13 protein-coding genes are annotated in these 24422 nt (G+C 36.7%); 4 read left to right on the forward strand and 9 right to left on the reverse strand.

Annotated features, from left to right (window positions below):
• Positions 1-127: 127 nt before the first annotated feature.
• The 3 genes from ABID42_RS04760 to ABID42_RS04770 form a co-directional block, all read right to left on the reverse strand.
• Positions 128-691, reverse strand: a complete 564-nt coding sequence (locus tag ABID42_RS04760; protein ID WP_367282683.1) for a helix-turn-helix domain-containing protein — start codon at positions 689-691, stop codon at positions 128-130.
• Between the two features lie 6 nt (positions 692-697).
• Complete coding sequence (locus tag ABID42_RS04765; RefSeq protein ID WP_367282684.1) at positions 698-2956, reverse strand: TonB-dependent receptor; 2259 nt, start codon at positions 2954-2956, stop codon at positions 698-700.
• 104 nt (positions 2957-3060) lie between these two features.
• A complete protein-coding gene (locus tag ABID42_RS04770; RefSeq protein WP_367282685.1) occupies positions 3061-3492 on the reverse strand; it encodes an HYC_CC_PP family protein in 432 nt (143 codons plus the stop codon).
• A gap of 349 nt (positions 3493-3841) precedes the next feature.
• Here ABID42_RS04770 and ABID42_RS04775 point away from each other — a divergent pair, with 349 nt between their 5' ends.
• The 3 genes from ABID42_RS04775 (at position 3842) to ABID42_RS04785 (ending at position 5598) form a co-directional block, all read left to right on the forward strand.
• Positions 3842-4132, forward strand: a complete 291-nt coding sequence (locus tag ABID42_RS04775; RefSeq protein WP_367282686.1) for a DUF2752 domain-containing protein — start codon at positions 3842-3844, stop codon at positions 4130-4132.
• Positions 4129-4488 carry a TM2 domain-containing protein gene (locus ABID42_RS04780; RefSeq protein ID WP_367282687.1) on the forward strand — a complete coding sequence of 120 codons (360 nt, stop codon included), beginning with the start codon at positions 4129-4131 and terminating at the stop codon, positions 4486-4488. The genes ABID42_RS04775 and ABID42_RS04780 overlap by 4 nt, the downstream gene beginning before the upstream one ends.
• A gap of 207 nt (positions 4489-4695) precedes the next feature.
• Entirely contained in the window at positions 4696-5598 is a 903-nt protein-coding gene (locus ABID42_RS04785; RefSeq protein ID WP_323256682.1) for a hydroxypyruvate isomerase family protein, read from the forward strand.
• A 62-nt stretch (positions 5599-5660) separates the two neighbouring features.
• Here ABID42_RS04785 and ABID42_RS04790 read toward each other — a convergent pair whose 3' ends face one another.
• From ABID42_RS04790 to ABID42_RS04800, 3 genes are all read right to left on the reverse strand, one after another.
• Positions 5661-10487 (reverse strand): Ig-like domain-containing protein, encoded by a 4827-nt coding sequence (locus ABID42_RS04790; RefSeq protein ID WP_367282688.1) that lies wholly within the window; start codon positions 10485-10487, stop codon positions 5661-5663.
• A 117-nt stretch (positions 10488-10604) separates the two neighbouring features.
• Entirely contained in the window at positions 10605-11660 is a 1056-nt protein-coding gene (obgE, locus tag ABID42_RS04795; protein WP_367282902.1) for a GTPase ObgE, read from the reverse strand.
• Positions 11661-11738: 78 nt separating this feature from the next.
• Complete coding sequence (locus ABID42_RS04800; RefSeq protein WP_323256686.1) at positions 11739-12311, reverse strand: adenylate kinase; 573 nt, start codon at positions 12309-12311, stop codon at positions 11739-11741.
• A gap of 221 nt (positions 12312-12532) precedes the next feature.
• Here ABID42_RS04800 and ABID42_RS04805 point away from each other — a divergent pair, with 221 nt between their 5' ends.
• Positions 12533-13540, forward strand: coding sequence for a Gfo/Idh/MocA family oxidoreductase (locus tag ABID42_RS04805; protein ID WP_367282689.1), 1008 nt, complete (start codon positions 12533-12535; stop codon positions 13538-13540).
• Between the two features lie 523 nt (positions 13541-14063).
• Here the strand turns inward: ABID42_RS04805 and rpoC are convergent.
• From rpoC to rpoB, 3 genes are all read right to left on the reverse strand, one after another.
• On the reverse strand, positions 14064-18398 hold the full coding sequence (gene rpoC / locus ABID42_RS04810; RefSeq protein WP_323256688.1) for a DNA-directed RNA polymerase subunit beta': 4335 nt from the start codon (positions 18396-18398) through the stop codon (positions 14064-14066).
• A gap of 52 nt (positions 18399-18450) precedes the next feature.
• The gene (locus ABID42_RS04815; RefSeq protein ID WP_367282690.1) at positions 18451-20442 is read right to left on the reverse strand and encodes a hypothetical protein; all 1992 of its coding nucleotides are present in this window, start codon (positions 20440-20442) and stop codon (positions 18451-18453) included.
• 81 nt (positions 20443-20523) lie between these two features.
• Positions 20524-24384, reverse strand: a complete 3861-nt coding sequence (gene rpoB, locus ABID42_RS04820; RefSeq protein ID WP_323256779.1) for a DNA-directed RNA polymerase subunit beta — start codon at positions 24382-24384, stop codon at positions 20524-20526.
• Positions 24385-24422: the final 38 nt, after the last annotated feature.

Here is a 24422-nt window from a genome sequence, read left to right on the forward strand (position 1 = left end):
AAAGCTAAACTTTTGCATCGAGTTATTTCGGTCGTCCAAAGAAAAGAAAAATATGAAAATTCCGATAAATTTCCCTTGTTTTTGTCATAGAAATCGAAGGCGGAAATTACTATTTACCAATCACTACTTAAATCGCATCAATGGCTTTTCTTTTATGATTTTGCAATTCTTTAAAGCGACTGGGTGTTAGTCCCGTTACTTTTTTGAACTGATTCGATAAATGTTGAACACTGCTGTAATGCAATTGGTCGGCGATTTGGCTTAATGTCAATTCATCGTAAATTAACAATTCTTTTACTTTTTCTATCTTCTGGAAAATCAAATATTGTTCTATCGTCTTTCCTTCTACCTCCGAAAACAAGGTACTTAAATATTTATAATCTCTGCCAACACGTTCTGAAATCAGAAAAGAAGGCGTAATTTTATCGACATCCGCATCTGATTGATGCACCATTTCAATCACTACATTCTTTATCTTCTCAACAATTTTTTTACGTTTATCATCCAACAATTCAAAGCCAATATTTTCTAATTGTTTTGCTAAAGTACTTTGAATATTTTCGTCTAAATCCAGTTTAATTGTTACTTCACCCAGTTCCATTTGTTGTACTTCTATATTTAACTGAGTAAGTATTTGGCTAACCGCCATTTTACAGCGGTCACAAACCATATTTTTGATGTATAATTTCATGACAGCCTATTTAATTTTATAACGCATCCCCACATAAACCATTCGCCCAATCACTGGTCCCCAAACCATTGAGGCATCAAAATTTCTACCGAAAGGGTCATTCGCCGCAATAATCGGATTACTTTGTGTAAAGTTATTTAAGTTTTCTCCACCCACATACATTTCCCATTTCAAGAAAGCCTTCGTAACCTGTGCATTAATATTTGAAAAAGCAGGAGCGAAAACCTCTGGAGAAGTAGCAGAATGTACGTGTCCTTCTGTACTATTAGGAATACGACGCTTGCCATTCCATTGCCAAGTGAAATCAAATTTCCATTTATTGTAAGGCAAAGCATAAGCAATGTTGAATAATACTCTTTCACGGTTGACAAACTGTTTCGGCAACAAAGTAAGCTCACCCGTTGGGGTTAAAACATCATTTTGAACATCAAATAAACGATATGCCAATTTGGTTTCGATGCGTTTGCTTGGGGCATAATTTACTTCTGCCTGAAAACTATTCGAGAACGAGCGACCTTTTAAATTATAGAAACGGACTAAATCAGCATTTTCCATATCTACGATTAATTGGTTTTGGAAGTTGGTTCTATACACATCTAAAATGATAGTTCCTTTTTTGCCAAAGAGATAAAAATCGTTACTTAAACTCGCTCCGAAATTCCAAGATTCTTCTGGACGAATAACTTCTGGCACAGACAGTTGTCTGGAATTGACTAACATTCCGAAGTTTTCGGCAATGGCATTGGGCATTCTCCAACCTTTTCCTGCACTTAAACGAAGATGTGTTTCAGAGGTAATATCATACTTCAAATGCGCACGAGGCGTGAATCTTGTTCCGTAAAGGTTATGAAAATCTACTCTTCCACCCAAAACAAGCGTTAATTTATCAGGAATGGTTTCAGTATATTCTACAAAAGCACCTGGGACAGATTCGGTTCTTTTGAAAGTAGAATCAAGATACTTTTCGTTATAATCGTCTAACAAATAACTTAAACCAGCTTTGTATTGATGATTGGTATTTCCAAGAATGTTTTGATAGATTAAGTTAGCATACAAACCTTTCTGAGTACCCGAGTAGTTTTTAAAACCAAAATAAGAAACATTATCATGATAAACACCATTGACGATAAAACCTAAACCTTGATAAGGCTTTGTTTGATAGAGTTTGGCAGTTTTGCTAAAGAATTCATAGCGTTTGGTAGTACTTCCGAAACCATAAGCTTTGGCAGTATTGCGGTCGGTATCGGGATTAAAATTTACTTGTCCGCCCAGACGGTCTTCATAAAGTGCTTTAATTCCAAAAGAAGCCATCATTTTATCACTTTGATACTTCCAACGATTGATGGCGTTGTATTGAGTGTAAAGTGGTAAATCTAAAAAACCATCTTTGTTTTGGTCTAACTTAGTTTTTAAAGTACTAGCGTGCGTAAGCAAACCAACAGACCATTTTTCATTGATTTTATTGGCTAAATTCAAATTGATTTCTCCCCTACCCTGACTGTTCATGTAAGTATTCAAATACAATTTTTCGGCTACATCGGGTTTAGCTAATTCCACATTCAAAGCCCCCGTCATAGACTCATAGCCACTTACTACCGAACCAGCACCTTTGCCCACATCAATCGAAGAAATCCAAGTCCCGGGAATATAATTCAAACCAAAAGTGCTGTTTAATCCACGAATGGCAGGAATATTTTCAACATTGGTTTGGATATAATTGCCAGATAAACCTAATAATTGGATTTGTTTTGCTCCCGTTACGGCATCTGAATAACTCACAGAAACAGAAGCATTGGTTTCAAAACTTTCGGATAAATTACAGCAAGCCGCTTTGGCAAGAGCCTTTGAAGTAATGATTTCGGTATGAATAGGATTCATTCTATCCATTGAAGTAGCTTCGGCTTTTACAACAACTTCCGATAAAGCCGCATTTTCTGGATTGAGATAAATCTCTAAAAATTCTAAGGAATGAACCATCAACGTATCAGTTCTATATCCTACTGAGCTAACGATTAATTGATGGTTTTGGGGAGCTTTTGATAAGGAGAATTCTCCTTTTTCGTCGGAAGATGTTCCTCTTTGTGCATTCTGCCAACGGAGTGTGGCACCGATAATGGCTTCTTTTTTTCCGTCAGATTTTTTTTCTAAAACGATTCCACGAACAATTTCTCCACTTTGAGAAAAAGCCTGAAAGCTAAACACTATATTACTGATTATAAGGATAATAAATCCAGAGAGTCTTTTTAAAACAACAGTAGAATCCATGATTTTTGATGTTAAAATTTTTAAACGAAGAGGCTTTTGCTTATTTATCAATAATAAGATAACGCAATTACCTGAAAGATAACGTTTGAGATTCTAACAAAAAATCAGATTAAGAAAGACTGGATGAAAATAAGGCGTTCTCGCCCAAACAAAGGCGGAGCAGTATTGTAGTAATGAGGGATTTTAAAAGAAACCGACTGTGCAACCCAAGCAAATGTAGGTAAAACAGGTGTTTCTACCAACCAATCGAAAGCAGGAAAATGAAAATCTGCATTTACTCCTTGCGAAGCATTAGGAGTAATTTTATAATGCGTAACTGCATCAGAACAACACTTGGCTCTTTTGATAGTAGTCTTAGATGAACCATTAGTCATCTTAGCTTTACTGGCGCAACAAGAACGTTTGGGTTGCGTATAAGTAACTTTACTTTTACCACTAATTTTACAAAGATGCTCATACATAGCAAATCCAACGCTTGCGAAAAGCACTTGGAAGGCCATCAAAAGGCAAAATATGCGTATGAGTATTTTTTTCATTTTTAGCTTTGAGCTATGAGCTTTGAGAAGTAAGCTTTATTGTAAAATAGTAATTGGTAGCTGACAGCTTAAATCTCAAAACTAAAACTCATTGCTTTGAGATTTATTATAAAATCGTAATTGGTAGCTGACAGCTCAAAGCTCATGGCTCAAAGCTGATAGCTGTCACAAAGATACACATTTACAACATTACAAGTATTTATATTTGTTTCTGATAATGTTGCATAATTTTCTGATTTAAGAAGTATAAATATTTTCATCCTTCAAAACGAAGTATCCAACCATAAAAAAGACAATTGGTGTATAATTATAGCCAATATTCAGAAAATCAATCCACCTTTGATTCACAATGAAACGAAAACTCAATATCGAACTGATTTTCTGGCTAGGTGCTTTAATCTGGCTATTTTTTGATAATCCACTGGAAAATCATTTTACGCTTTGTCCGATAAAGAATTTAGGGTTTTCATTTTGTCCGGGTTGCGGAATTGGGCATTCGATTTCGTTTTTATTACACGGAAATTTAGAGCAATCATTTGAAAGCCATCCACTTGGAATTTTCGCTTTGATTGTCATTATTCACAGAATTATTACTTTAATAAAAACATACTTACCAACATTTAAACATACAAAACTATGAATCCGAACCTAATGATGATGCTTTCTAACCTTGAAGCTGAGGAAGCCATGTTTATCCAAAATTTAATCAAAGATTATTCAGAAGACCAACAAAAAACCTTCGTGATGATGTATCAAAACAAACGCCGTGACAGCACACTTATTTTAGTAACAACAGTGGTTGGTTTCTTTGGTTTTGCTGGTATTCAAAGATTCTTGACAGACCAAATCGGAATGGGAATACTTTATTTCTTTACGGGCGGTTTATGCTTTATCGGTACAATTGTCGATTTAGTAAATTATAAAAGCTTGGCTTTTGAATACAATCAAAAAGCCGCTTACGAAACTTTACATTTAATGAAAACTTGGAATCAATAATTTGTGGTACAATTTCCATAAAAGGCTTTCTATCAGGTATTAAAAACATTAATATCTTGTTAGAAAGCCTTTTTTTATTATCCTTTTCGTAAATCAACAGAGGTTATCAGGATTGTTTTTTCAAAAAAATATCCTAAATTTCATAGAATTTGAGTATTAATTCTTTCAGCTATACTCTTTAGGTTCAAATCAGGAATAATATAAACTATGGAAAAAACTTTTTCACGCCGAGCGGCTCTACAGGGAGTCGGTGCGGTAACTGCAACCATGCTTACTTCTTCGCTCAGCAATCGCATTGAAGCGGCAGACACACAGATAGGTGCCGCATTAAAAGGTCGAGTAAATCACTCTGCCTGCCGTTGGTGTTATTCATCTATTCCTTTTGAAGATTTATGTAAATCTGCGAAAGAAATCGGAATGCAAAGTCTTGAATTGACTGGACCTTCGGAATGGGAAATCTTAAAAAAATATGATTTGACATCTGCTATGGGTTGGCCAGAGGCTAACAACTGGGGAAATGGCATGGGTTTAACAAGCTGTTTCAACAATGTTAAAAATCATGATGCTTTAGTGGCTTTGTATGAAGATTTAATTCCGAAAGCGGCTAAAGCTGGTATTAAAAACCTAATTACTTTTTCTGGAAACAGAAATGGTTTAAGTGATGAAGATGGATTGATTAATTGTAAAAAAGGTTTGCAAAGAATCATGAAAACAGCCGAAAAACATGATGTAACTATCACGATGGAGCTGTTGAACTCTAAAGTAAATCACAAAGATTATCAATGTGACCATACTGATTGGGGCGCTGCTTTATGCGAAATGGTTGGTTCTGATAAATTCAAATTGCTTTATGATATTTATCACATGCAAATCATGGAAGGGGACGTAATTGCAACGATTAAAAAATATCATCAATACATTTCTCATTACCACACTGGTGGCGTTCCGGGAAGAAATGAAATTGACGATAGCCAAGAATTATATTACCCAGCTATCATGAAAGCGATTGTTGATACTGGTTATAAAGGTTTCGTTGGACAAGAGTTTATTCCAGCAAAAGCTGATAAAATTGCTTCATTAAAACAAGGTGTTTTAATTTGCGATATATAAAATAAAAAGCCTTTTAATTCTTGATTTGAATTAAAAGGCTTTTTTATTTCGAGTTGCTATACTTAGTTCATCACTAATACTTTCTTCACTTTTTCAAAACTATCTGTTTTTAGTTTAATGTAATAAACATTTCCGATTGAACCCGTCAGCTTTATCGTTTTGGGCGTATCGAATTTCCCAATTTTAAATTCTTCAATGATTTTTCCTTCCATAGTATATACTATTAATTCGGCACCTACTAAGTCTTCCACCACTTGAATCGTAATATCGCCAGAAGCACTTGGATTAGGATAAACATTTACTCCTTCAAAACTTAAATCTTGCGTATATTTATACACATTTGATGGTTTCGAATAGCACATCAATTTTCCACCCGGTAAGGCTACTTGATTATACACGACACTTGCCTGTACTTGATAATCACCATCTTTCTTTACTTTAATAGTTTTTGTGATAAAGCTCTTTTGGACTTCGTTATTGTACTTCCAAATATAGCCTTCTTCATCACCAGAGCTTTGTGCTTCTAAATAGAAAGCTCCAGCTTGTGAAATAACTGGCATCGTTGGAAGTGCACGTACATCAACCGTGATGCTATTAGAAGGAGCTGAAAAACATGAATTCTTATCCTCTACTCTAGCAAAATAATTCCCTGATTTATTGATAGCAATCGTATTATTTGACCCCGTCCCAAGAGAATCGTTAGTACTTTTAAACCAATAAGCTTTATTCGAATTTACCGTAGATAAAGTAACACTTTCGCCATCGCAAAATACAGTACTTGAAACATTAGCAATCTGCGGAGCGACTGGCAATGGATAAATATTTAAAATAATTGGTTGAGATGGTTTAGAAAGACATGCAAAAGCACTTACCGCCTGAACCGTTACATTTCCAGCCGTATTTACCGTAATTGTACTGCTAGTACTTGATGAAATACTCCATTTATAACTATTCGCTTGCACACCGATGGCTGTTAAAACAACATTTTTATCCGCACAAAAAGGGTTTGAACCTTTGATAGTAATAGACGGTGCTGAAGGTAATGGATTAACTGTTGTTTTTATCGTATCAGAGCTTGCGACAGATTTACAACCATTTGTATCAATCACTGTTACTCCGATTGAATTTGCTTTTTTCCAAATAAAAGTTCTTCCGTTGATATTACTTTGTAATTGTCCATCAACTGTCCATTGATAGATATTTTTGCTACCATTTGTGGTTGTACTTGGTAAACTTGCTTGCAATAAAGTACTGTCGCCATCACAGAAAATCTTAGGGCGAACAATTGTTAAAGTAGGTTTATTCGGCAATGGATTTACTGTTACTTTCAATACTTTTGAATAGGCTGAAAAACAGCCAAAAGTATCTCTTACTTTGACAGAATATCTTCCAGAAGTATCAGTTGTGATAGCTGAAGTCGTGGCGATTTCTTTCTGATTATCTTCATTTCTCCAACTATATCGGTCAACATTTCCGTTGGCAATCAACGCTCTTAAAGTAACATTTCCCCCTTTGCAAAAAGTAGCAATTGGCGATGCCAAAATACTAGCTGGTTGAGGTGCCTCACGTACATTTATTTTAACACTTTTCGATATTTTAGAAACACACTTTTTAACACTAATAGCCTGAACAGCATACTCTCCCGGCTCTGCAATAACAACAGATTGTGTTTTATTGAACACTGTACTATTAAGAGTATTCGTCCAAATATATTCACTTCCAATTACCGAAGACGACAAAGTAACGGTAGAATCTGGACAGAAAATTAATGGCCCATTCGCTAAAACAGTTGGAGTATTCGGTAAAGGATTTACCACCACAGTTACTGGATTTGAAGCATCTTTTGACTTACAACCTTTATCAGAAACAGCTACTACAGAAACGATAGAGGAAACTTTTACATCAATTTGAGCACTTGTTTGTCCATTACTCCAAATATAGCCTGATGAAACCGATGACTTCAACGTAGTGAAATCTTCATCACAAAATTCAAGTGGGCGACTAGCAGTAATCGTTGGCTTCGCAGGCAAAGGATTTACCGTCAACACAGTTATTAATGATGCCGCAGAAGTACAAGTATTTCCATCAGTATAAGTTAAACTATAGTTTCCAGCAGTATTTACCGTGATACTTTTTGTTTTCTTTCCATTATTCCATGAATATATCCCATTCCCTTTATTGTTTGCATTCAATACTGTACTGTCAAGATTACAAATACTAACTGCCGTTCCTTCTAATATAACTGGTGGGCTTGGATTTGCATTTACTGTAACAATCTGAGGTTCAGACGAAACCGAAAAACAACTATAGATATTTTTTGCTTTGACTGTATAAGTATCGCTTGCCGTTACTGTAATGCCATTTACCCCAGAAGTTTGTATGTCTGTTCCATTTATTCTACTCCAAACATTGCCATTACTAGTATAAGAAGAAGTTAAAACAACACTTCCACCTTCACAAAAAGTAGTCACGCCTCCAGCAGTGATAGTAGGTTTTGCAGGATTAACTGAAAGTACTAAAGCTTGTACTGCTGAAGTATCAGATACACAGCCAACTACGTTTTTTAACGTAACTGTAAAATTAAAAGTACCGTCTGTACTCACATCGGTTCTTGCAACAGTTAAGGTATTGACTTTTGATGAAAGAATGGTTGCTCCACGTTTCCAAATATATGAACTTCCACCACTGGTAGCCGTTAAGGTTTTAGTTTCTGAACCACAAATCAAGGTTGAACTTGGAGTAGTAATGACTGGTGTAGCTGGTTTTGGGGAAACTTTTAAACTGGCAGCTACCGAAGTATCTGAGAAACAACCAACTGAGTTCTGTAATATTACTCTGTACAAATAAGTACCTGCTTTTAACACATCATTACCCGTAACGATTAAAGCATTTATTTTTGAAGACAAAGTAGTAGTATCTCGTTTCCAAATATATGAAGTACCACCCGTTGTTGCTGTAAGTGTTTTAGTACTTATTCCACAAATCGCATTGGTATCAACTGGAGCAATAACAGGTTTAACAGGTTTCGGTGAAACCTTTAAACTAAGTATAACTGAAGTATCAGAAACACAGCCAACTGCATTTTTCAAAACAACTTTATAACTATAAGTACCAGCCGTTAAAACATCCGTTCCTTTAACTGATAATGTATTAATTGTTGAAGCTAATGTTGTGGTATCTCGTTTCCAAACATAAGAAGCACCGCCACTTGTAGCGGTTAAAGTTTTTACTTCTGTTCCGCAAACTAAGTTTGGACTTACAGATGAAATCACTGGAGTAGCAGGCTTCGGAGAAACTTTTAAACTAATCGCTACCGAAGTATCTGAGAAACAGCCCACAGCATTTTTTAGAACAACTTTATAATTATAAGTACCTGCTACTAAAACGTCTGTTCCTTTAACTGATAAAGTATTGATTACGGCACTTAGTGTGGTAGTGTCACGTTTCCAAATATAAGAAGCACCACCACTCGTAGCGGTTAAAGTTGTTGTATTAGTTCCACAAATTAAATTAGGGTTTACTGGCGAAATAATTGGCGTTACTGGCTTCGGAGAATATGTTAGATTGATGACCGCAGAAGTGTCAGAGGCACAGCCAACTGCATTGATAAGGACTACTTTATACTTATAAACTCCTGCCGTAATAAGGCTTGCTCCACTAATAGCTAAACTATTGGTCGTTGAACCCATTACTGTTCCGTCTCTTTTCCATGTATATGAACTTCCACCACTGGTAGCAGTTAACGTTTTTGTTTCTGTTCCACAAATCAAGCTAGAACTTACAGGCGAAATTACGGGTGTAGCTGGTTTGGGCGAAACGCTTAAACTTACAGCTACTGAAGTATCAGAAGTACAACCAACAGAGTTTTGATAAACTACTTTATAGTTGTAAGTTCCAGCCGTAGAAACATCATTCCCTGATACTGCTAAAGTATTAATCGTTGAACCAAGAGTAGTTGCATCTCGCTTCCAAACATAAGAAGTTCCGCCTGTCGTTGCTGTTAATGTTTTTGTATCAGTTCCACAAATTAGATTGGGACTCAAAGCTGAAATTACGGGCGTAGCTGGTTTGGGCGAAACTTTTAAACTAACAGCCACAGAAGTATCGGATGCACAACCAACTGAGTTTTGAAGAGCTACTTTATAAGTATAAGTTCCTGCAAGCGAAACATCATTCCCAGTAACAGACAAAGTATTTGTGGTTGAACCCAATACTGTTGCATCTCGCTTCCAAACATAAGAAGTTCCGCCAGTTGTTGCCGTTAATATTTTTGTATCAGTTCCACAAATTAGATTTGGACTCAAAGCTGAAATTACTGGTGTTGTGGGCTTCGGAGAAACCTTTAAACTAACAGCTGTACTTGTTGATGTACAACCTGTTGTACTATTAGTTGTTGAAACTGTGTAAGAATAAGTACCCGCTGTTGTCACAGAAGTTCCTGCAACTGATAAAGTTGCTGTGGTGATGCTTAAAGCTGTTCCATCTCTTTTCCAATCATAATTAGTTGCTCCACTGGCTACAATATTTCTAGTACTTGTGCCACAAACTGCCGTTACAACATCGCTCGGTGGAGTAACCGTTGGACCAGTAGGAACAATCTGCGTAACCGTAAAAGCACTTACTGAAATATAAGAACCAAGCGCAGTTTGTTTCACTTTTGCCGTGTAAGTTCCGGGTGTGGCAAGATAGGTTTGTGTTGAAGCAACTAAAACATTACTGGCATTATACCATTCATAAACAACATAGCCACTTGGTAAAGTGAGTTTAGAAGTTCCTGTACCAGTACAAGTATAAACACCAGCAGCAGTAATTGTTGGAGTTTGTGCAGACGATACCTTTAATGATAGGATCAACCAAATCATTAAAAGATATGAACAGCTTGTTTTCATAGTTATTGAGTTGATTGCTTTTGTTACAAACGGATGCTGTAATCAAATGGAGTTGATGGGTACTATAATAATCTACATTTCATTCATATTATCTGAAATGTAGATTATAAAATATTTTTACTCAGAATCACTTTCGAGTTGTTCAACATCTTCAGTAGCTTTTTCTACTGGTGGTTGAGCATTCTGTAAAGTTGTCCACAATAAATCTTTCAATTCTACCAAGCCTTGTTGCATCACTGAAGAAATCATGATATAAGGTAAATTCTCTGGAATTTGCTTAATGATTCTTTCTCTGTGTTCGTCAGATTCAACTAAGTCCATTTTAGAGACTGCCAAAATTCTTTCTTTATCCAACAAAGCAGGGTTATATTGCTTTAATTCATTGAGAAGAATCAAATACTCTTCTTCGATGTTTTCTACCGAAGCAGGTACTAAAAACAACAAAATAGAATTTCGTTCGATATGTCTTAAAAATCTAGTTCCTAAGCCTTTACCTTCAGCAGCACCTTCGATAATCCCGGGAATATCAGCCATGATAAATGACTTAAAATTTCGGTAAGCTACCACACCTAAATTCGGTGTTAGCGTTGTAAAAGGATAATCTGCAATTTCTGGAGTAGCTGCCGACATTACTGAAAGTAGAGTTGACTTTCCTGCATTTGGGAAACCTACCAAACCTACGTCAGCTAATACTTTAAGTTCTAAAACTACCCACATGTCTTCGCCTATTTCACCCGGCTGTGCATAGTGTGGAGCTTGATTTGTTGATGATTTAAAATTGGTATTCCCTAAACCGCCTCTTCCACCTTTTAATAAAATTACCTCTTCGTCGTGTTTAGTAACTTCTGCTAATACTTCACCCGTTTCTGGGTCTTTTACAATCGTTCCTAATGGTACTTCGATAATTGCATCTTCTCCTTGAAGCCCCGAACGTCGTCCGCCTTCGCCACCTTTTCCGTCTTTAGCAAAAATATGTTTTTGGTATTTTAGGTGGAGTAAAGTCCAGTGTTGTGAGTTTCCTCTCAGAACAACGTGTCCTCCACGACCGCCATCACCACCATCTGGACCACCTTTAGGTACGTGTTTTTCACGACGGAAATGGCTAGAGCCGCTTCCTCCGTGGCCCGAACGGACGTTAATTTTTACGTAGTCAATGAAGTTGGATGCCATGATATTTTGGATATTATTGATTGATTTAAAAATGGGTTACTTCTAGCAATATAAAATCACTACAAATAACCCACAGATAAATTATTTTACTGCATCAATTGCAGTACAGATATTAGTAAAAATTTCTTCGATATTTCCGATTCCATTTACTTTTGATACTTTGCCTTGGGCATCGTAATATGGTAAAACATGAACAGTTTTAGAGAAGTATTCGTCGATACGCTTCAACAATTTATCAGCATCGTCATCTGCACGACCTGATACTTTTTGTCTTTCAGCAATTCTATTTTTGATTTCGTCTTCGTTAACATCTAACTGAACTACACCATTAATTTTTTGTCCGTTTTTGGTCAAATAAGCATCTAATGCTTCTGCTTGTGTTACAGTACGTGGAAAGCCGTCAAAGATAAAGCCTTTTGCCTCAGGATTATTCTTTACTTCTTCTTCTAACATATCTATCGTCACCGAATCTGGTACTAAAAGCCCATCAGCTAAGATTTGTTTCACACGTTGCCCTAGTTCAGTATTATTAGAAATGTGCATGCGAAACATATCCCCTGTAGAAATATGTACTAACTGATACTTTTCAATTAATTTAGCTGACTGTGTTCCTTTACCTGCACCTGGAGGGCCGAATAAGACGAGATTTAACATTGGTTACACCGTTATTTTTAAAGTTCTTTATTATCGTTTTGTTATAAGACTACAAATTTACGAGAACCATAATGAAATATCAGCTAATTGTCTGATAATTTAGCAAATGAGGTATAGATGAATCAAAACTAGCGATGATAGACAAGGCAATATCCAGTAAACTTTACTAGTTTTATGCTTATTTTGTTAGAATAAATTTATAAACAGACTCCCAATAAATAATGCTCAATGTTGCGCTCATTGGTTTTGGTTTATCAGGTAGATACCTCCAAGCCCCATTTTTCTCGGTAAATCCTAATTTCAATCTTAAAACGATTGTTTCGAATAGTCAAAATCCAAAAGAATATTTTCCTGCTGTTGAAGTAATGAAAAGTTTGGAAGAAGTATTAGCCGACGATTCTATCGACTTGGTAAGTATTTGTTCGCCAAACGCTACACATTACGAATTTGCTAAAAAATGTTTGTTGGCGGATAAGCATGTGTTGGTCGAAAAACCTTTCACAGCAACCGCTGAACAAGCCGAAGAATTGATTCAATTATCGAAAGAAAGAGGTAAAATTATCTCTATTTACCAAAATCGTCGTTTTGATAGCGATTTTATGACAGTAAAAAAAGTAATTGAAGATGGTTTATTGGGTGATTTATTAAGCTATGAAGTGCATTTCGACCGCTACAAACCAATTTTAAATGCCAAGAAATGGAAAGAAACCAACAATGCTGCTAACGGTATTTTGTATGATTTAGGTTCACATATTATCGACCAAGCAATTGTGCTTTTTGGTACACCAGAAAAAGTTTGGGGTGAAACCTGTACGGAAAGAATAGGTTCTGAAATTGATGATTCTTTTGATATTAGACTCAATTATGGAAAGCTAAAAGTTACTTTAAAATCAAGTTTATTAGTGCGTGAAGAAGGTCCACGATATATTTTGTACGGTACAAAAGGTTCTTTCGTAAAGTATGGAATAGATGTACAAGAAGACCATTTAAAAGCGGGCATCATGCCAAATATGGATACTTTCGGCATTGAACCAGAAAGTAATTCGGGCATTATTAATACAGACATCAACGGTTTGCATTTCAGAGGAACGATAGAAACCCTAAAAGGCGATTGGGGAATACTTTTCCAAAATCTTTATGAAGCCATTACTGGAAAAGCTGAACTTTTGGTAAAACCAGAAGAAGTATTGGAGCAAATTAAGATTATGGAGCAAATTAAGAGATATTAAGCTGACAGCTTTTGGTCTTTGGTCTTCGGTTGTCAGTCAAAATTTACATTAGAGTTCACTCGAAGCGGTCTTATAGAGCAATCCGAGTGTATTAGAGTTCACTCGAAGCGGTCTTGTAGAGCACTCTGAGTGCATTAGAGTTCACTTAAAGTGGTCTTATAGAGCACTCTGAGTGCATTAGAGTTCACTCGAAGCGGTCTTATAGAGCACTCTGAGTGTATTAGAGTTCACTCGAAGCGGTCTTGTAGAGCACTCTGAGTGCATTAGAGTTCACTAGAAGCGGTCTTGTAGAGCACTCCGAGTGTATTAGAGTTCACTCAAAGTGGTCTTGTAGAGCACTCTGAGTACATTAGAGTTTACTTGAAGTGGTTTTGTTCAATGAAGAACAAATCTTAAAGTCAAAATCTTGTGTCTTGCTTCCTACATCTTTCAGTCTTCAAGTCTAAAATAAAGTCTTCAAATCAAAAAAAAATGCCCTCTGAAATGAATCAAAGGGCATTTTTTATATTGCTACAAAATTAGATTACACAATCCAACGAGCTTTACGATAACCTCCAACCTTTTCTTGGGCTTTGGCTTCTTTAGCTGTTTCAACTTGTTGTAATTCTTCTTTAGAAGTAATCACGTAATCAGCATATTTACGAACACCTGTACCCGCTGGGATTAAGTGACCAACAATTACGTTTTCTTTCAAGCCATCTAATGTATCAGCTTTTGCACGGATAGATGCTTCAGATAATACTTTCGTTGTTTCTTGGAAAGAAGCCGCAGAAATGAATGAGTCAGTTCCTAAAGATGCTTGAGTGATACCTTGTAAGTTTGGTTGAGAAACCGCTGGTGAAGCATCACGTACTGTAACAATCTTCATATCACGACGTTTCAATGAAGAGTTTTCGTCACGCAAAGCACGAGCAGAAACAATCATACCTACTTTCATTTTATCAGAATCACCTGCATCCATAACTACTTTCTTATCCATGATTTTATCGTTTTCCTCACGGAATAAGAATCTATCAACATTTTGTCCGTTCAAGAACATTGTATCTCCAGATTCAACGATGATTACTTTCTGCATCATCTGACGAACGATAGCCTCGATGTGCTTATCGTTAATCTTCACACCTTGCAGACGGTAAACGTCTTGGATTTCATTTACTAAGTACTCTTGTACAGCAGTTGGTCCTTTAATAGCCAAAATATCTGAAGGCGTAATAGCACCATCTGAAAGTGGTACACCAGCACGCACAAAGTCATTATTTTGAACAAGGATGTGTTTAGACAATGGCACCAAGTATTTACGTTCGCCACCATCTTTAGCACGTACATAAATTTCACGGTTACCACGTTTGATACCTCCTAAAGTAATAACACCGTCAATCTCAGAAACTACTGCTGGGTTAGATGGGTTACGTGCTTCAAATAATTCCGTTACACGTGGAAGACCACCCGTAATATCACGAGTTTTACCAGCAGCACGAGGAATTTTCGCCAAGATTTGTCCCGGTTTAATTTTCGTTTTGTTTTCTACTGATAAACGTGCCGCTACTGGTACGTTGTAAGCTACTGGTTCATCAGCACCTTTCACAACAACCAAGATTGCAGGGTTTTTAGTTTTATCTTTCGATTCGATAATTACCTTCTCACGTAAACCTGTTTGCTCATCGGCTTCTTCCTTGTAAGTAACATTTTCTTCGATAGCATCGAATTGAATAGTACCTTCAACTTCCGATAAGATTACAGCGTTATATGGATCCCAAGCACAAATTTCTTCACCTTTAGTAATCGTCTGTCCGTCTTTAACTCTCAAATAAGAACCGTAAGGAACGTTATTAGCGATAAATACTTGTTGAGGATTATTAGCATTCAAAATTTGAACCTCACCTGAACGACCCATTACAATTTCAACTGGTTTTCCTTCTGGGTCAACCGAAGAAACTGTACGCATCTCTTCAAATTTAATGATACCGTCGAATTTCGCTTTGATAGCTGCATCCAACGTTACGTTTTGAGCAGTACCCCCAACGTGGAATGTACGAAGTGTAAGCTGCGTACCCGGTTCACCAATTGACTGCGATGCAATTACACCTACAGCTTCACCGATACTTACCATTCTACCTGTTGAAAGGTTACGTCCATAACATTTAGCACAAACTCCATAACGAGTTTCGCAAGTTAATACCGAACGAATTTCGATTGAATCAATCGCAGTATCATCTACAGAAAGAGCTGCCTCTTCGCTGATTTCTTCACCTGCTGTGATTAATAATTTACCAGTAACAGGATCATACACATCATGGATAGATACACGACCCAAGATACGTTCTGATAATGGTTCAATGATTTCTTCGTTATCTTTCAATGCTGAAGTTTGGATACCTCTTAAAGTACCGCAATCTTCTTCATTTACAATTACATCTTGAGCAACGTCATGCAAACGACGAGTTAAATAACCCGCATCGGCAGTTTTCAAGGCTGTATCGGCAAGACCTTTACGAGCACCGTGAGTAGAGATAAAGTACTCTAATACGTCAAGACCTTCTTTAAAGTTAGAAAGGATTGGGTTTTCGATGATTTCACCAACCGAACCTTGTAAGTTCTTCTGAGGTTTCGCCATCAAACCACGCATACCACCTAACTGACGAATCTGTTCACGAGAACCACGAGCTCCAGAGTGCATCATCATATAGATGGCATTGAAACCTTGTTTGTCGTTCTCCATTTGATTCATCAAAGTATCAGTAATTTTCTTGTTTACTGATGTCCAAATGTCAATTACAGCATTATAACGTTCGTTATCTGTAATTAAACCCATCAAATAGTTATCTGTTACTTCAGATACTCTATCTTTTGCTTGCGCAACCAAAGCAGCTTTTTCTTCAGGAACGATGATGTCACCGATACCCATTGAAAGACCACCTTTGAATGCCATTTGGTATCCTAAGTCTTTAATATCATCTAAGAATTTCGCAGTACGAGCAACTCCAGAGATTTTAAATACCGTAGCAATGATTTGTTGCAATTTCTTCTTAGTCAACAATTCATTGATATATCCTACTTCTTCAGGAACGCAAAGGTTGAACAATACACGGCCAGCAACAGTTTTCACCATTTCGTCAACCAAAGTACCATCTTCTTTACGCACTTTCGCTTTTACTTCAATATTAGCGTGTTTAGAAACAACACCTTCGTTCATCCCAATTACAACTTCTTCGAAACCGTAGAACTTCATGCCTTCACCTTTCACTTCATATTCTGGTGTATGTCTACGTCCTTTAGTTACGTAGTATAAACCAAGAACCATATCTTGTGAAGGTACAGTAATAGGCGCTCCGTTGGCTGGGTTCAAGATATTGTGCGAACCTAACATTAAAAGAGATGCTTCCAAAATTGCTTCTTGTCCAAGTGGTACGTGTACCGCCATCTGGTCACCATCAAAATCGGCGTTGAATGCCGTACAAGTTAATGGGTGCAATTGGATTGCTTTTCCTTCAATTAATTTAGGTTGGAATGCCTGAATACCCAAACGGTGAAGTGTTGGAGCACGGTTTAGAAGAACAGGGTGTCCTTTCATTACGTTTTCCAAAATATCCCAAACTACTGGGTCTTTTCTATCAACAATTTTCTTGGCAGATTTTACCGTTTTTACGATACCTCTTTCAATCAATTTTCTGATAACAAATGGTTTGAAAAGCTCGGCAGCCATATCTTTTGGCAAACCACATTCGTGCATTTTCAATTCAGGACCAACCACAATTACCGAACGACCAGAGTAATCGACACGTTTACCTAGTAAGTTCTGACGGAAACGTCCTTGCTTACCTTTCAACATATCTGAAAGTGATTTCAAAGCACGGTTACCTTCTGAACGAACAGCATTGATTTTACGTGAGTTATCGAATAATGAATCGACAGCCTCTTGTAACATACGCTTTTCGTTACGCAAGATTACTTCTGGCGCTTTGATTTCGATCAAACGCTTCAAACGGTTGTTACGGATAATTACACGACGGTAAAGGTCGTTCAAATCCGAAGTCGCAAAACGACCACCATCTAAAGGTACAAGCGGACGCAATTCTGGTGGAATTACTGGTACCATTTTGATAACCATCCATTCAGGCTTGTTCTCGATACGAGTACCCGCTTCACGGAAAGCTTCAACTACTTTCAAACGTTTCAAGGCTTCAGCCTTACGTTGTTGAGAAGTATCGTTTGCTGCCGAGTGACGTAAGTCATAAGATAAATTATCTAATTCAGTACGTTTCAACAACATATCCAAAGCCTCAGCACCCATCTTAGCAATGAATTTCTGAGGGTCTTCGTCTGGTAATAATTGGTTTTCACGAGGTAATTTGTCGATAATGTCCAAATATTCGTCTTCTGTTAAGAAGTCCATTTTGTTAACACCATCTTCAGCTTTAACCCCAGCTTGAACAACTACGTATCTTTCGTAATAAATTACTTGGTCAAGTTTTTTTGTAGAAAGACCTAACAAGTAACCAATTTTGTTTGGTAAGCTACGGAAGTACCAGATGTGGGCAACAGGCACAACTAATTCGATGTGTCCCATACGCTCACGACGTACTTTTTTCTCAGTAACTTCTACACCACAACGGTCGCAGATGATACCTTTATAACGAATACGTTTATATTTCCCACAGTGACATTCCCAGTCTTTTGTAGGTCCGAAAATACGCTCACAGAACAAACCACCCATTTCTGGTTTGTAAGTTCTATAGTTGATTGTTTCCGGTTGAGTAACTTCTCCGTGTGATCCTTCAAGAATCGACTCAGGTGACGCCAATGAAATGGTTACCTTAGAGAACTCACTGTTTAATTTTCTATTCTTTTTGAATGACATATAAGAATGTATTTTATTGACGTTCAATTAATTATCAATCAGATGAAAACTATTAAAATATTACTTTTTCAATCGAAATCTCAGTAGAATCACTGAAGCCCCATTGATAAGGACTATCTAATTGAATTGATTTAATCTTGGTGTTTTTCAAACCTTTAGTATTAAAAAAGGTACTAGCATCTGAAAAACTCTTTACTTTAATATTGGCAATAACTCCTCCTTTTAATACCGATGGAATTACTCTAAACCTTTCTACACGATTATCGTCATAAACAAAGTTCACAAACAAATAAGGTGGCTGAAAAGCTAATCTGGTAACTTGTCCGAACAAAGAATATTTCAGGTTGAATTTTACAAAAAGTAATTCATCTGAATCAGGCATGTCAATCTTCTCAAAAGTCTTTACTGTAACTTTTTTCGCCAGATTGTACTGAACTGTTTTCTTGTTCATATTTTGCTTTAAAACCAACAGACTGTCGTAACCTACAGATTGTTTAACGGCAAGTGTATCAACAACTTTGTAATTGGCAAGCATACTCAGTTTTGTTCTGTCTTCATCCCAAAAAAAGTACTGTTCTCTGTAAGGAAATTCCTGATATAATAAATAATCTGGAGCCGTAGCAGATTGATACTTCTGGGCATTCAAACTATCTAAGTAACCAGAATATGCCTGATAAGTTTGCACAATGGGTCTTGGATTATACTTTAGTTTATTAACCATAATATAAGATATTTCCCAAGGCAAAATATCAACTGTTCCTTTACTCAAATACTCATTTACCGAATGGGGGAAACTTCTTTCAAGGACATCTTCTTTGGTATAAGTAATATTTTCATCATCAAATGAATGACTAAAAAATCTTACTACCGAAGAAGTACTGATAAAAGTACCGATGCCTTCAAGAGTGGATTCTCGGTGTTGCCAATTTCCTAAGTCTTTCTTAGCTGTTGGCAAAGCTGAAAATACGTAATCTCTTAAATTGCCCGTCCAGTACCAATGAATCGCATTTCTAAACAAAAGACTACAGAGAATCAAAACGATTACTTTTATCTGTATTTTTTTGCTGTTTTCAACCAATAAGATTAACCCTATCATTACTGGAAAAAACAAGAAAAAACCATATAAATTGGTTGATGATAAAGAAGCAAAACTTTGTTTATAACTCAAAAACAAAGACATTGCTATCAAACAAATCACATAGAAACGGTCTGCAATTAATTCCTTATTGTTCACTTTGAATGGTAGATAATCCCAACAAATTCCTAGAAACAGAGATATTATCACCAATAATGCCAATAAAGCTAAAACAAGCCTAATTCCATTAATATCGTTCATCACAGCCTGAGCATCTATATATCCATCAATTAATTTTACACCTGATGTCAGGTAAATCAAAATATCAGTTTGTAATATAAATGCCAGTATTAACATCAGTACGATAGTCGAACTTGCTAAAACTGTGGCAAACTTTATTGTTAAATAACGCCTTAAAACAAAGAACAATAACGAACCGAACCATATTACTAGCATCGCTAGGCTTAAATTCAGTTTAATAAAAAAGGCAATAATCGTAATGATTGTAACGATACCTAAACTGTAAATTTTCTTATTTTGTAAAAAGAGTAACAAAAATCCTATTTGAAGAATCAATAAGGTAAATGATAAATCTCCTACAAAACGATAAGGAAAAAAACACAGCCCAGCAAAAAACAATGCAATCACTTTTGATGCTGACTTTTTTACGATTTCAATGATTAATACAACAAAACCGACTTGTATTAATAAATGAACTAGAAAAGAAACGAGTTGATAAACAAAACCACTTGGAATATAACCTGTATTTAAAAAACCCAAAGGGCCATAAGTAAACAAGAAATCCTGTCCGAAACGAAATTTATTTTCAATCGCAACTTTCAATGCAATACACCAAGAGGGGTCGAGTCCTTTAGTATATTCGTGAACACCTTCAAATGTTGGCATCAGAAAAAAAATCATCCACATCCAAGCAATCCAAACGAAGGTTTTTTTTGAATATTGACGCATAAATTACTGATTGACCTTTACATTTTACGTTTCTTATATTTTAATTGGCACACGATTACTCGTGTGCCAATCTATATATTATTACTCTAAAGTAATCTCTAATGCTAAACCTCTTAATTCGTGAATCAATACGTTGAATGATTCTGGAATACCTGGTTTTGGCATGCTTTCTCCTTTAACGATAGCTTCGTAAGCCTTAGCTCTACCAATCACGTCATCAGATTTCACTGTCAAGATTTCTTGCAAGATATTAGCTGCACCAAATGCTTCTAATGCCCAAACCTCCATTTCACCAAAACGCTGACCACCAAATTGAGCTTTACCACCCAATGGTTGTTGTGTAATTAATGAGTATGGTCCGATTGAACGAGCGTGCATTTTATCATCAACTAAGTGACCTAATTTCAACATATAGATAATACCTACTGTTACTGGTTGGTCAAACATTTCTCCTGTCAAACCATTGTATAAGTAAGTACGTCCCCATGATGGTAAACCTGCTTCTTCTAATTCTTTCGCAACCTCAGCTTCAGTACCACCATCGAAGATTGGAGAAGCGTATTTACGACCAAGTTTTTCACCTGCCCATGCTAATACGGTTTCATAAATCTGACCGATGTTCATACGTGAAGGTACCCCAAGTGGGTTCAACACGATTTCAACTGGTGTTCCGTCTTCCAAGAATGGCATATCTTCATCACGTACAATACGGGCAACAACCCCTTTGTTACCGTGACGACCCGCCATCTTATCACCTACTTTCAACTTACGTTTCTTAGCGATATATACTTTCGCTAATTTCACGATACCTGCAGGCAATTCATCTCCTACTTCTAAAACAAACTTCTCACGTTTGTAGCGACCTACTACTTCGTTACGACGAACGTTATAGTTTTTCACCATTTGTAACAACAAGATGTTGATTTCAGATTCTTCAGTAGCATTTTCAAGAATTAAGTCAGCTAATAAGTTAGCTTCTTCAGGAACGCTATATGAACTATCGTCACGGTATAAATTTTTAGCTGGGAACAACGCTTCCTCGATCATACGACCAGTCAATTTCGTTCCTGCTTCAATAATTACCGTTCCGAATTTATGCTTGATACCACCAGAAATTTTACCTTCTAACAATTCAATCATCTTACCAATCATCATTGCACGGATGGCAGTCAAATCTTTTGATAATTGTTTTGATAAAGAAGCGATTTCTTTCTTAGCTTTCTCACGTTCGTCTTTATCTTTCTTAGGACGGCTGAAAAGTTTTGTATCAATTACAACACCTTTCAATGATGGAGGTGCTTTTTTAGAAGCATCTTTTACATCTCCTGCTTTATCACCGAAGATAGCACGTAGTAATTTTTCTTCTGGAGTAGGGTCAGATTCTCCTTTTGGTGTAATCTTACCAATCAAGATATCTCCTTCTTTTACTTCAGAACCTACACGAATTACACCGCTTTCATCCAAGTTTTTCACAGTTTCTTCTGCTACGTTCGGGATTTCCGCTGTTAATTCTTCCTCACCACGTTTTGTATCACGTACTTCCAATTCAAATTCTTCAATGTGAATAGAAGTAAAAATATCATCACGAACAACTTTCTCAGAAATTACAATCGCATCCTCGAAGTTGTAACCTTGCCATGGCATGAAGGCCACTTTCATGTTACGACCTAATGCTAATTCTCCTTGCTGAGTAGCATATCCTTCACAAAGTGCTTGTCCTTTCGAAACTCGCTGTCCTTTACGAACGATTGGTTTTAAGTTGATAGTAGTATCTTGGTTAGTTCTACGGAATTTAATTAATTTATATTCCTTAGTATCTCCATCAAAACTTACTAAATATTCTTCTGGCGACATATCGTATTTTACTACGATTTTGATACTGTCAACATATTCAATTACACCGTCAGCTTCAGCAACAACTAAAGTACGTGAATCTAAAGCAACACTTGCTTCTAAACCAGTACCTACAATTGGATTTTCAGGACGTAATAATGGTACAGCCTGACGTTGCATGTTTGAACCCATCAAGGCACGGTTAGCATCATCATGTTCCAAGAAAGGAATCAAAGAAGCCGCAACCGATACAATTTGGTTTGGTGCAATATCCATTAATTGAGCCTCCTTAGGATCTACTAATGGGAAGTCACCTTCAAAACGAGCTTTTACACGGTCTGAAGTAAATACGCCATCTTCGTTGTAACGAGCATTTGCTTGTACAATGTTTTTGCCATCTTCTTCTTCAGCAGTAAAGAATGTTATTTCATCTACTTTCACTTTACCGTCTTCAATAGTACGATAAGGTGTTTCGATAAAGCCCATCGAGTTGATTTTAGCATGCACACAAAGTGATGAAATCAAACCGATGTTTGGTCCTTCTGGTGTTTCGATAGTACACAAACGACCGTAGTGTGTATAGTGAACGTCACGAACCTCAAAACCTGCACGTTCACGAGATAAACCACCTGGTCCAAGTGCTGAAAGACGACGCTTATGCGTAATCTCAGCCAATGGGTTGGTCTGATCCATGAATTGTGAAAGCTGGTTGGTACCAAAGAATGAGTTGATTACTGACGAAAGTGTACGAGCATTAATCAAATCAACTGGCTTGAAGTCTTCGTTATCACGAACGTTCATACGTTCTTTGATAGTACGAGCCATACGAGCCAAACCAACACCAAACTGTGCATATAATTGTTCACCTACTGTACGAACACGACGGTTAGACAAGTGGTCAATATCATCAATTAGTGCTTTTGAGTTAATTAATCCGATTAGGTATTTCACGATAGAGATAATATCTGCTTTCGTTAATACTTTTGTTTCCATCGGAATATCATGTCCCAATTTCTTGTTGATTCTATAACGACCTACTTCACCTAAATCATAACGTTTGTCAGAGAAGAACAAGTTTTGGATAATATCACGAGCTGTTTGCTCATCAGGTGCTTCTGTATTACGCAACTGACGGTAAATTTGCTCAACCGCTTCTTTTTCTGAGTTCGATGAATCTTTCTGTAAAGTATTATAAATGATGTTGTAATCATTCACGTTCATATCTTCTTTATGAAGAATGATTGTGTCTAAATCAGCATCAATGATTGTATCGATATCGTCAGAAGTAATGGTAGAATCACGTTCTAATAATACTTCGTTACGGTCGATAGAAACTACTTCACCTGTATCTTCATCTACGAAATCTTCTTGCCAAGTTCTTAAAACCCTAGCAGCCAAACGGCGACCAACAGCTTTATTCAAATTAGCACGATCTACTTTGATTTCTTCTGAAAGTCCGAATAAATCTAAAATGTCTTTATCAGAACCATAACCAATAGCACGCAAAAGCGTTGTTACTGGGAACTTCTTCTTACGGTCGATATAAGCATACATTACGTTGTTAACGTCTGTAGCAAATTCAATCCAAGAACCTTTGAATGGAATGATACGAGCTGAATATAATTTAGTACCATTTGTGTGACGGCTCTGAGAGAAGAACACACCTGGAGAACGGTGTAATTGAGAAACGATTACACGCTCAGCACCATTAATTACGAAAGAACCACGCTCAGTCATGTAAGGGATATTCCCTAAGAACACTTCCTGTTCGATAGTTTCGAAATCTTCGTTGTCGGTATCGTTACAGATAAGGCGCAACTTTGCTTTCAAAGGTACTGAATACGTAAGACCACGGTCGATACACTCATCAACAGAGTATTTCGGTGGATCTACTGAGTAATCAATAAAGTGAAGGACAAAGTTTTCACGAGAATCGGCAATTGGGAAGTTCTCAGCAAATACTTTGAAAAGACCTTCGTCAGTACGATTCTCCGCTGCGGTTTCCAACTGGAAGAAATCCTGAAACGACTTAACCTGAATATCCAAGAAATCTGGGTACTCAAGTAAGTTTTTGACTTTGGCAAAAGAAATTCTGCCCGTTTTTGTCATCTGTGTCAAGGCTGTTACTGTTTTGAAGTTTACAATCT

It is taken from the genome of Arcicella rosea (genome assembly GCF_040543805.1).
Lineage (GTDB): Bacteria > Bacteroidota > Bacteroidia > Cytophagales > Spirosomataceae > Arcicella > Arcicella rosea.

Excerpts from the sequence above, each read along its gene's own strand:
- ABID42_RS04760 (WP_367282683.1), bottom strand. The coding sequence starts at position 691 with ATGAAATTATACATCAAAAATATGGTTTGTGACCGCTGTAAAATGGCG.
- ABID42_RS04765 (WP_367282684.1), bottom strand. The coding sequence starts at position 2,956 with ATGGATTCTACTGTTGTTTTAAAAAGACTCTCTGGATTTATTATCCTT.
- ABID42_RS04770 (WP_367282685.1), bottom strand. The coding sequence starts at position 3,492 with ATGAAAAAAATACTCATACGCATATTTTGCCTTTTGATGGCCTTCCAA.
- ABID42_RS04775 (WP_367282686.1), top strand. The coding sequence starts at position 3,842 with ATGAAACGAAAACTCAATATCGAACTGATTTTCTGGCTAGGTGCTTTA.
- ABID42_RS04780 (WP_367282687.1), top strand. The coding sequence starts at position 4,129 with ATGAATCCGAACCTAATGATGATGCTTTCTAACCTTGAAGCTGAGGAA.
- ABID42_RS04785 (WP_323256682.1), top strand. The coding sequence starts at position 4,696 with ATGGAAAAAACTTTTTCACGCCGAGCGGCTCTACAGGGAGTCGGTGCG.
- ABID42_RS04790 (WP_367282688.1), bottom strand. The coding sequence starts at position 10,487 with ATGAAAACAAGCTGTTCATATCTTTTAATGATTTGGTTGATCCTATCA.
- ABID42_RS04800 (WP_323256686.1), bottom strand. The coding sequence starts at position 12,311 with ATGTTAAATCTCGTCTTATTCGGCCCTCCAGGTGCAGGTAAAGGAACA.
- ABID42_RS04805 (WP_367282689.1), top strand. The coding sequence starts at position 12,533 with ATGCTCAATGTTGCGCTCATTGGTTTTGGTTTATCAGGTAGATACCTC.
- rpoC (WP_323256688.1), bottom strand. The coding sequence starts at position 18,398 with ATGTCATTCAAAAAGAATAGAAAATTAAACAGTGAGTTCTCTAAGGTA.
- ABID42_RS04815 (WP_367282690.1), bottom strand. The coding sequence starts at position 20,442 with ATGCGTCAATATTCAAAAAAAACCTTCGTTTGGATTGCTTGGATGTGG.
- rpoB (WP_323256779.1), bottom strand. The coding sequence starts at position 24,384 with ATGACAAAAACGGGCAGAATTTCTTTTGCCAAAGTCAAAAACTTACTT.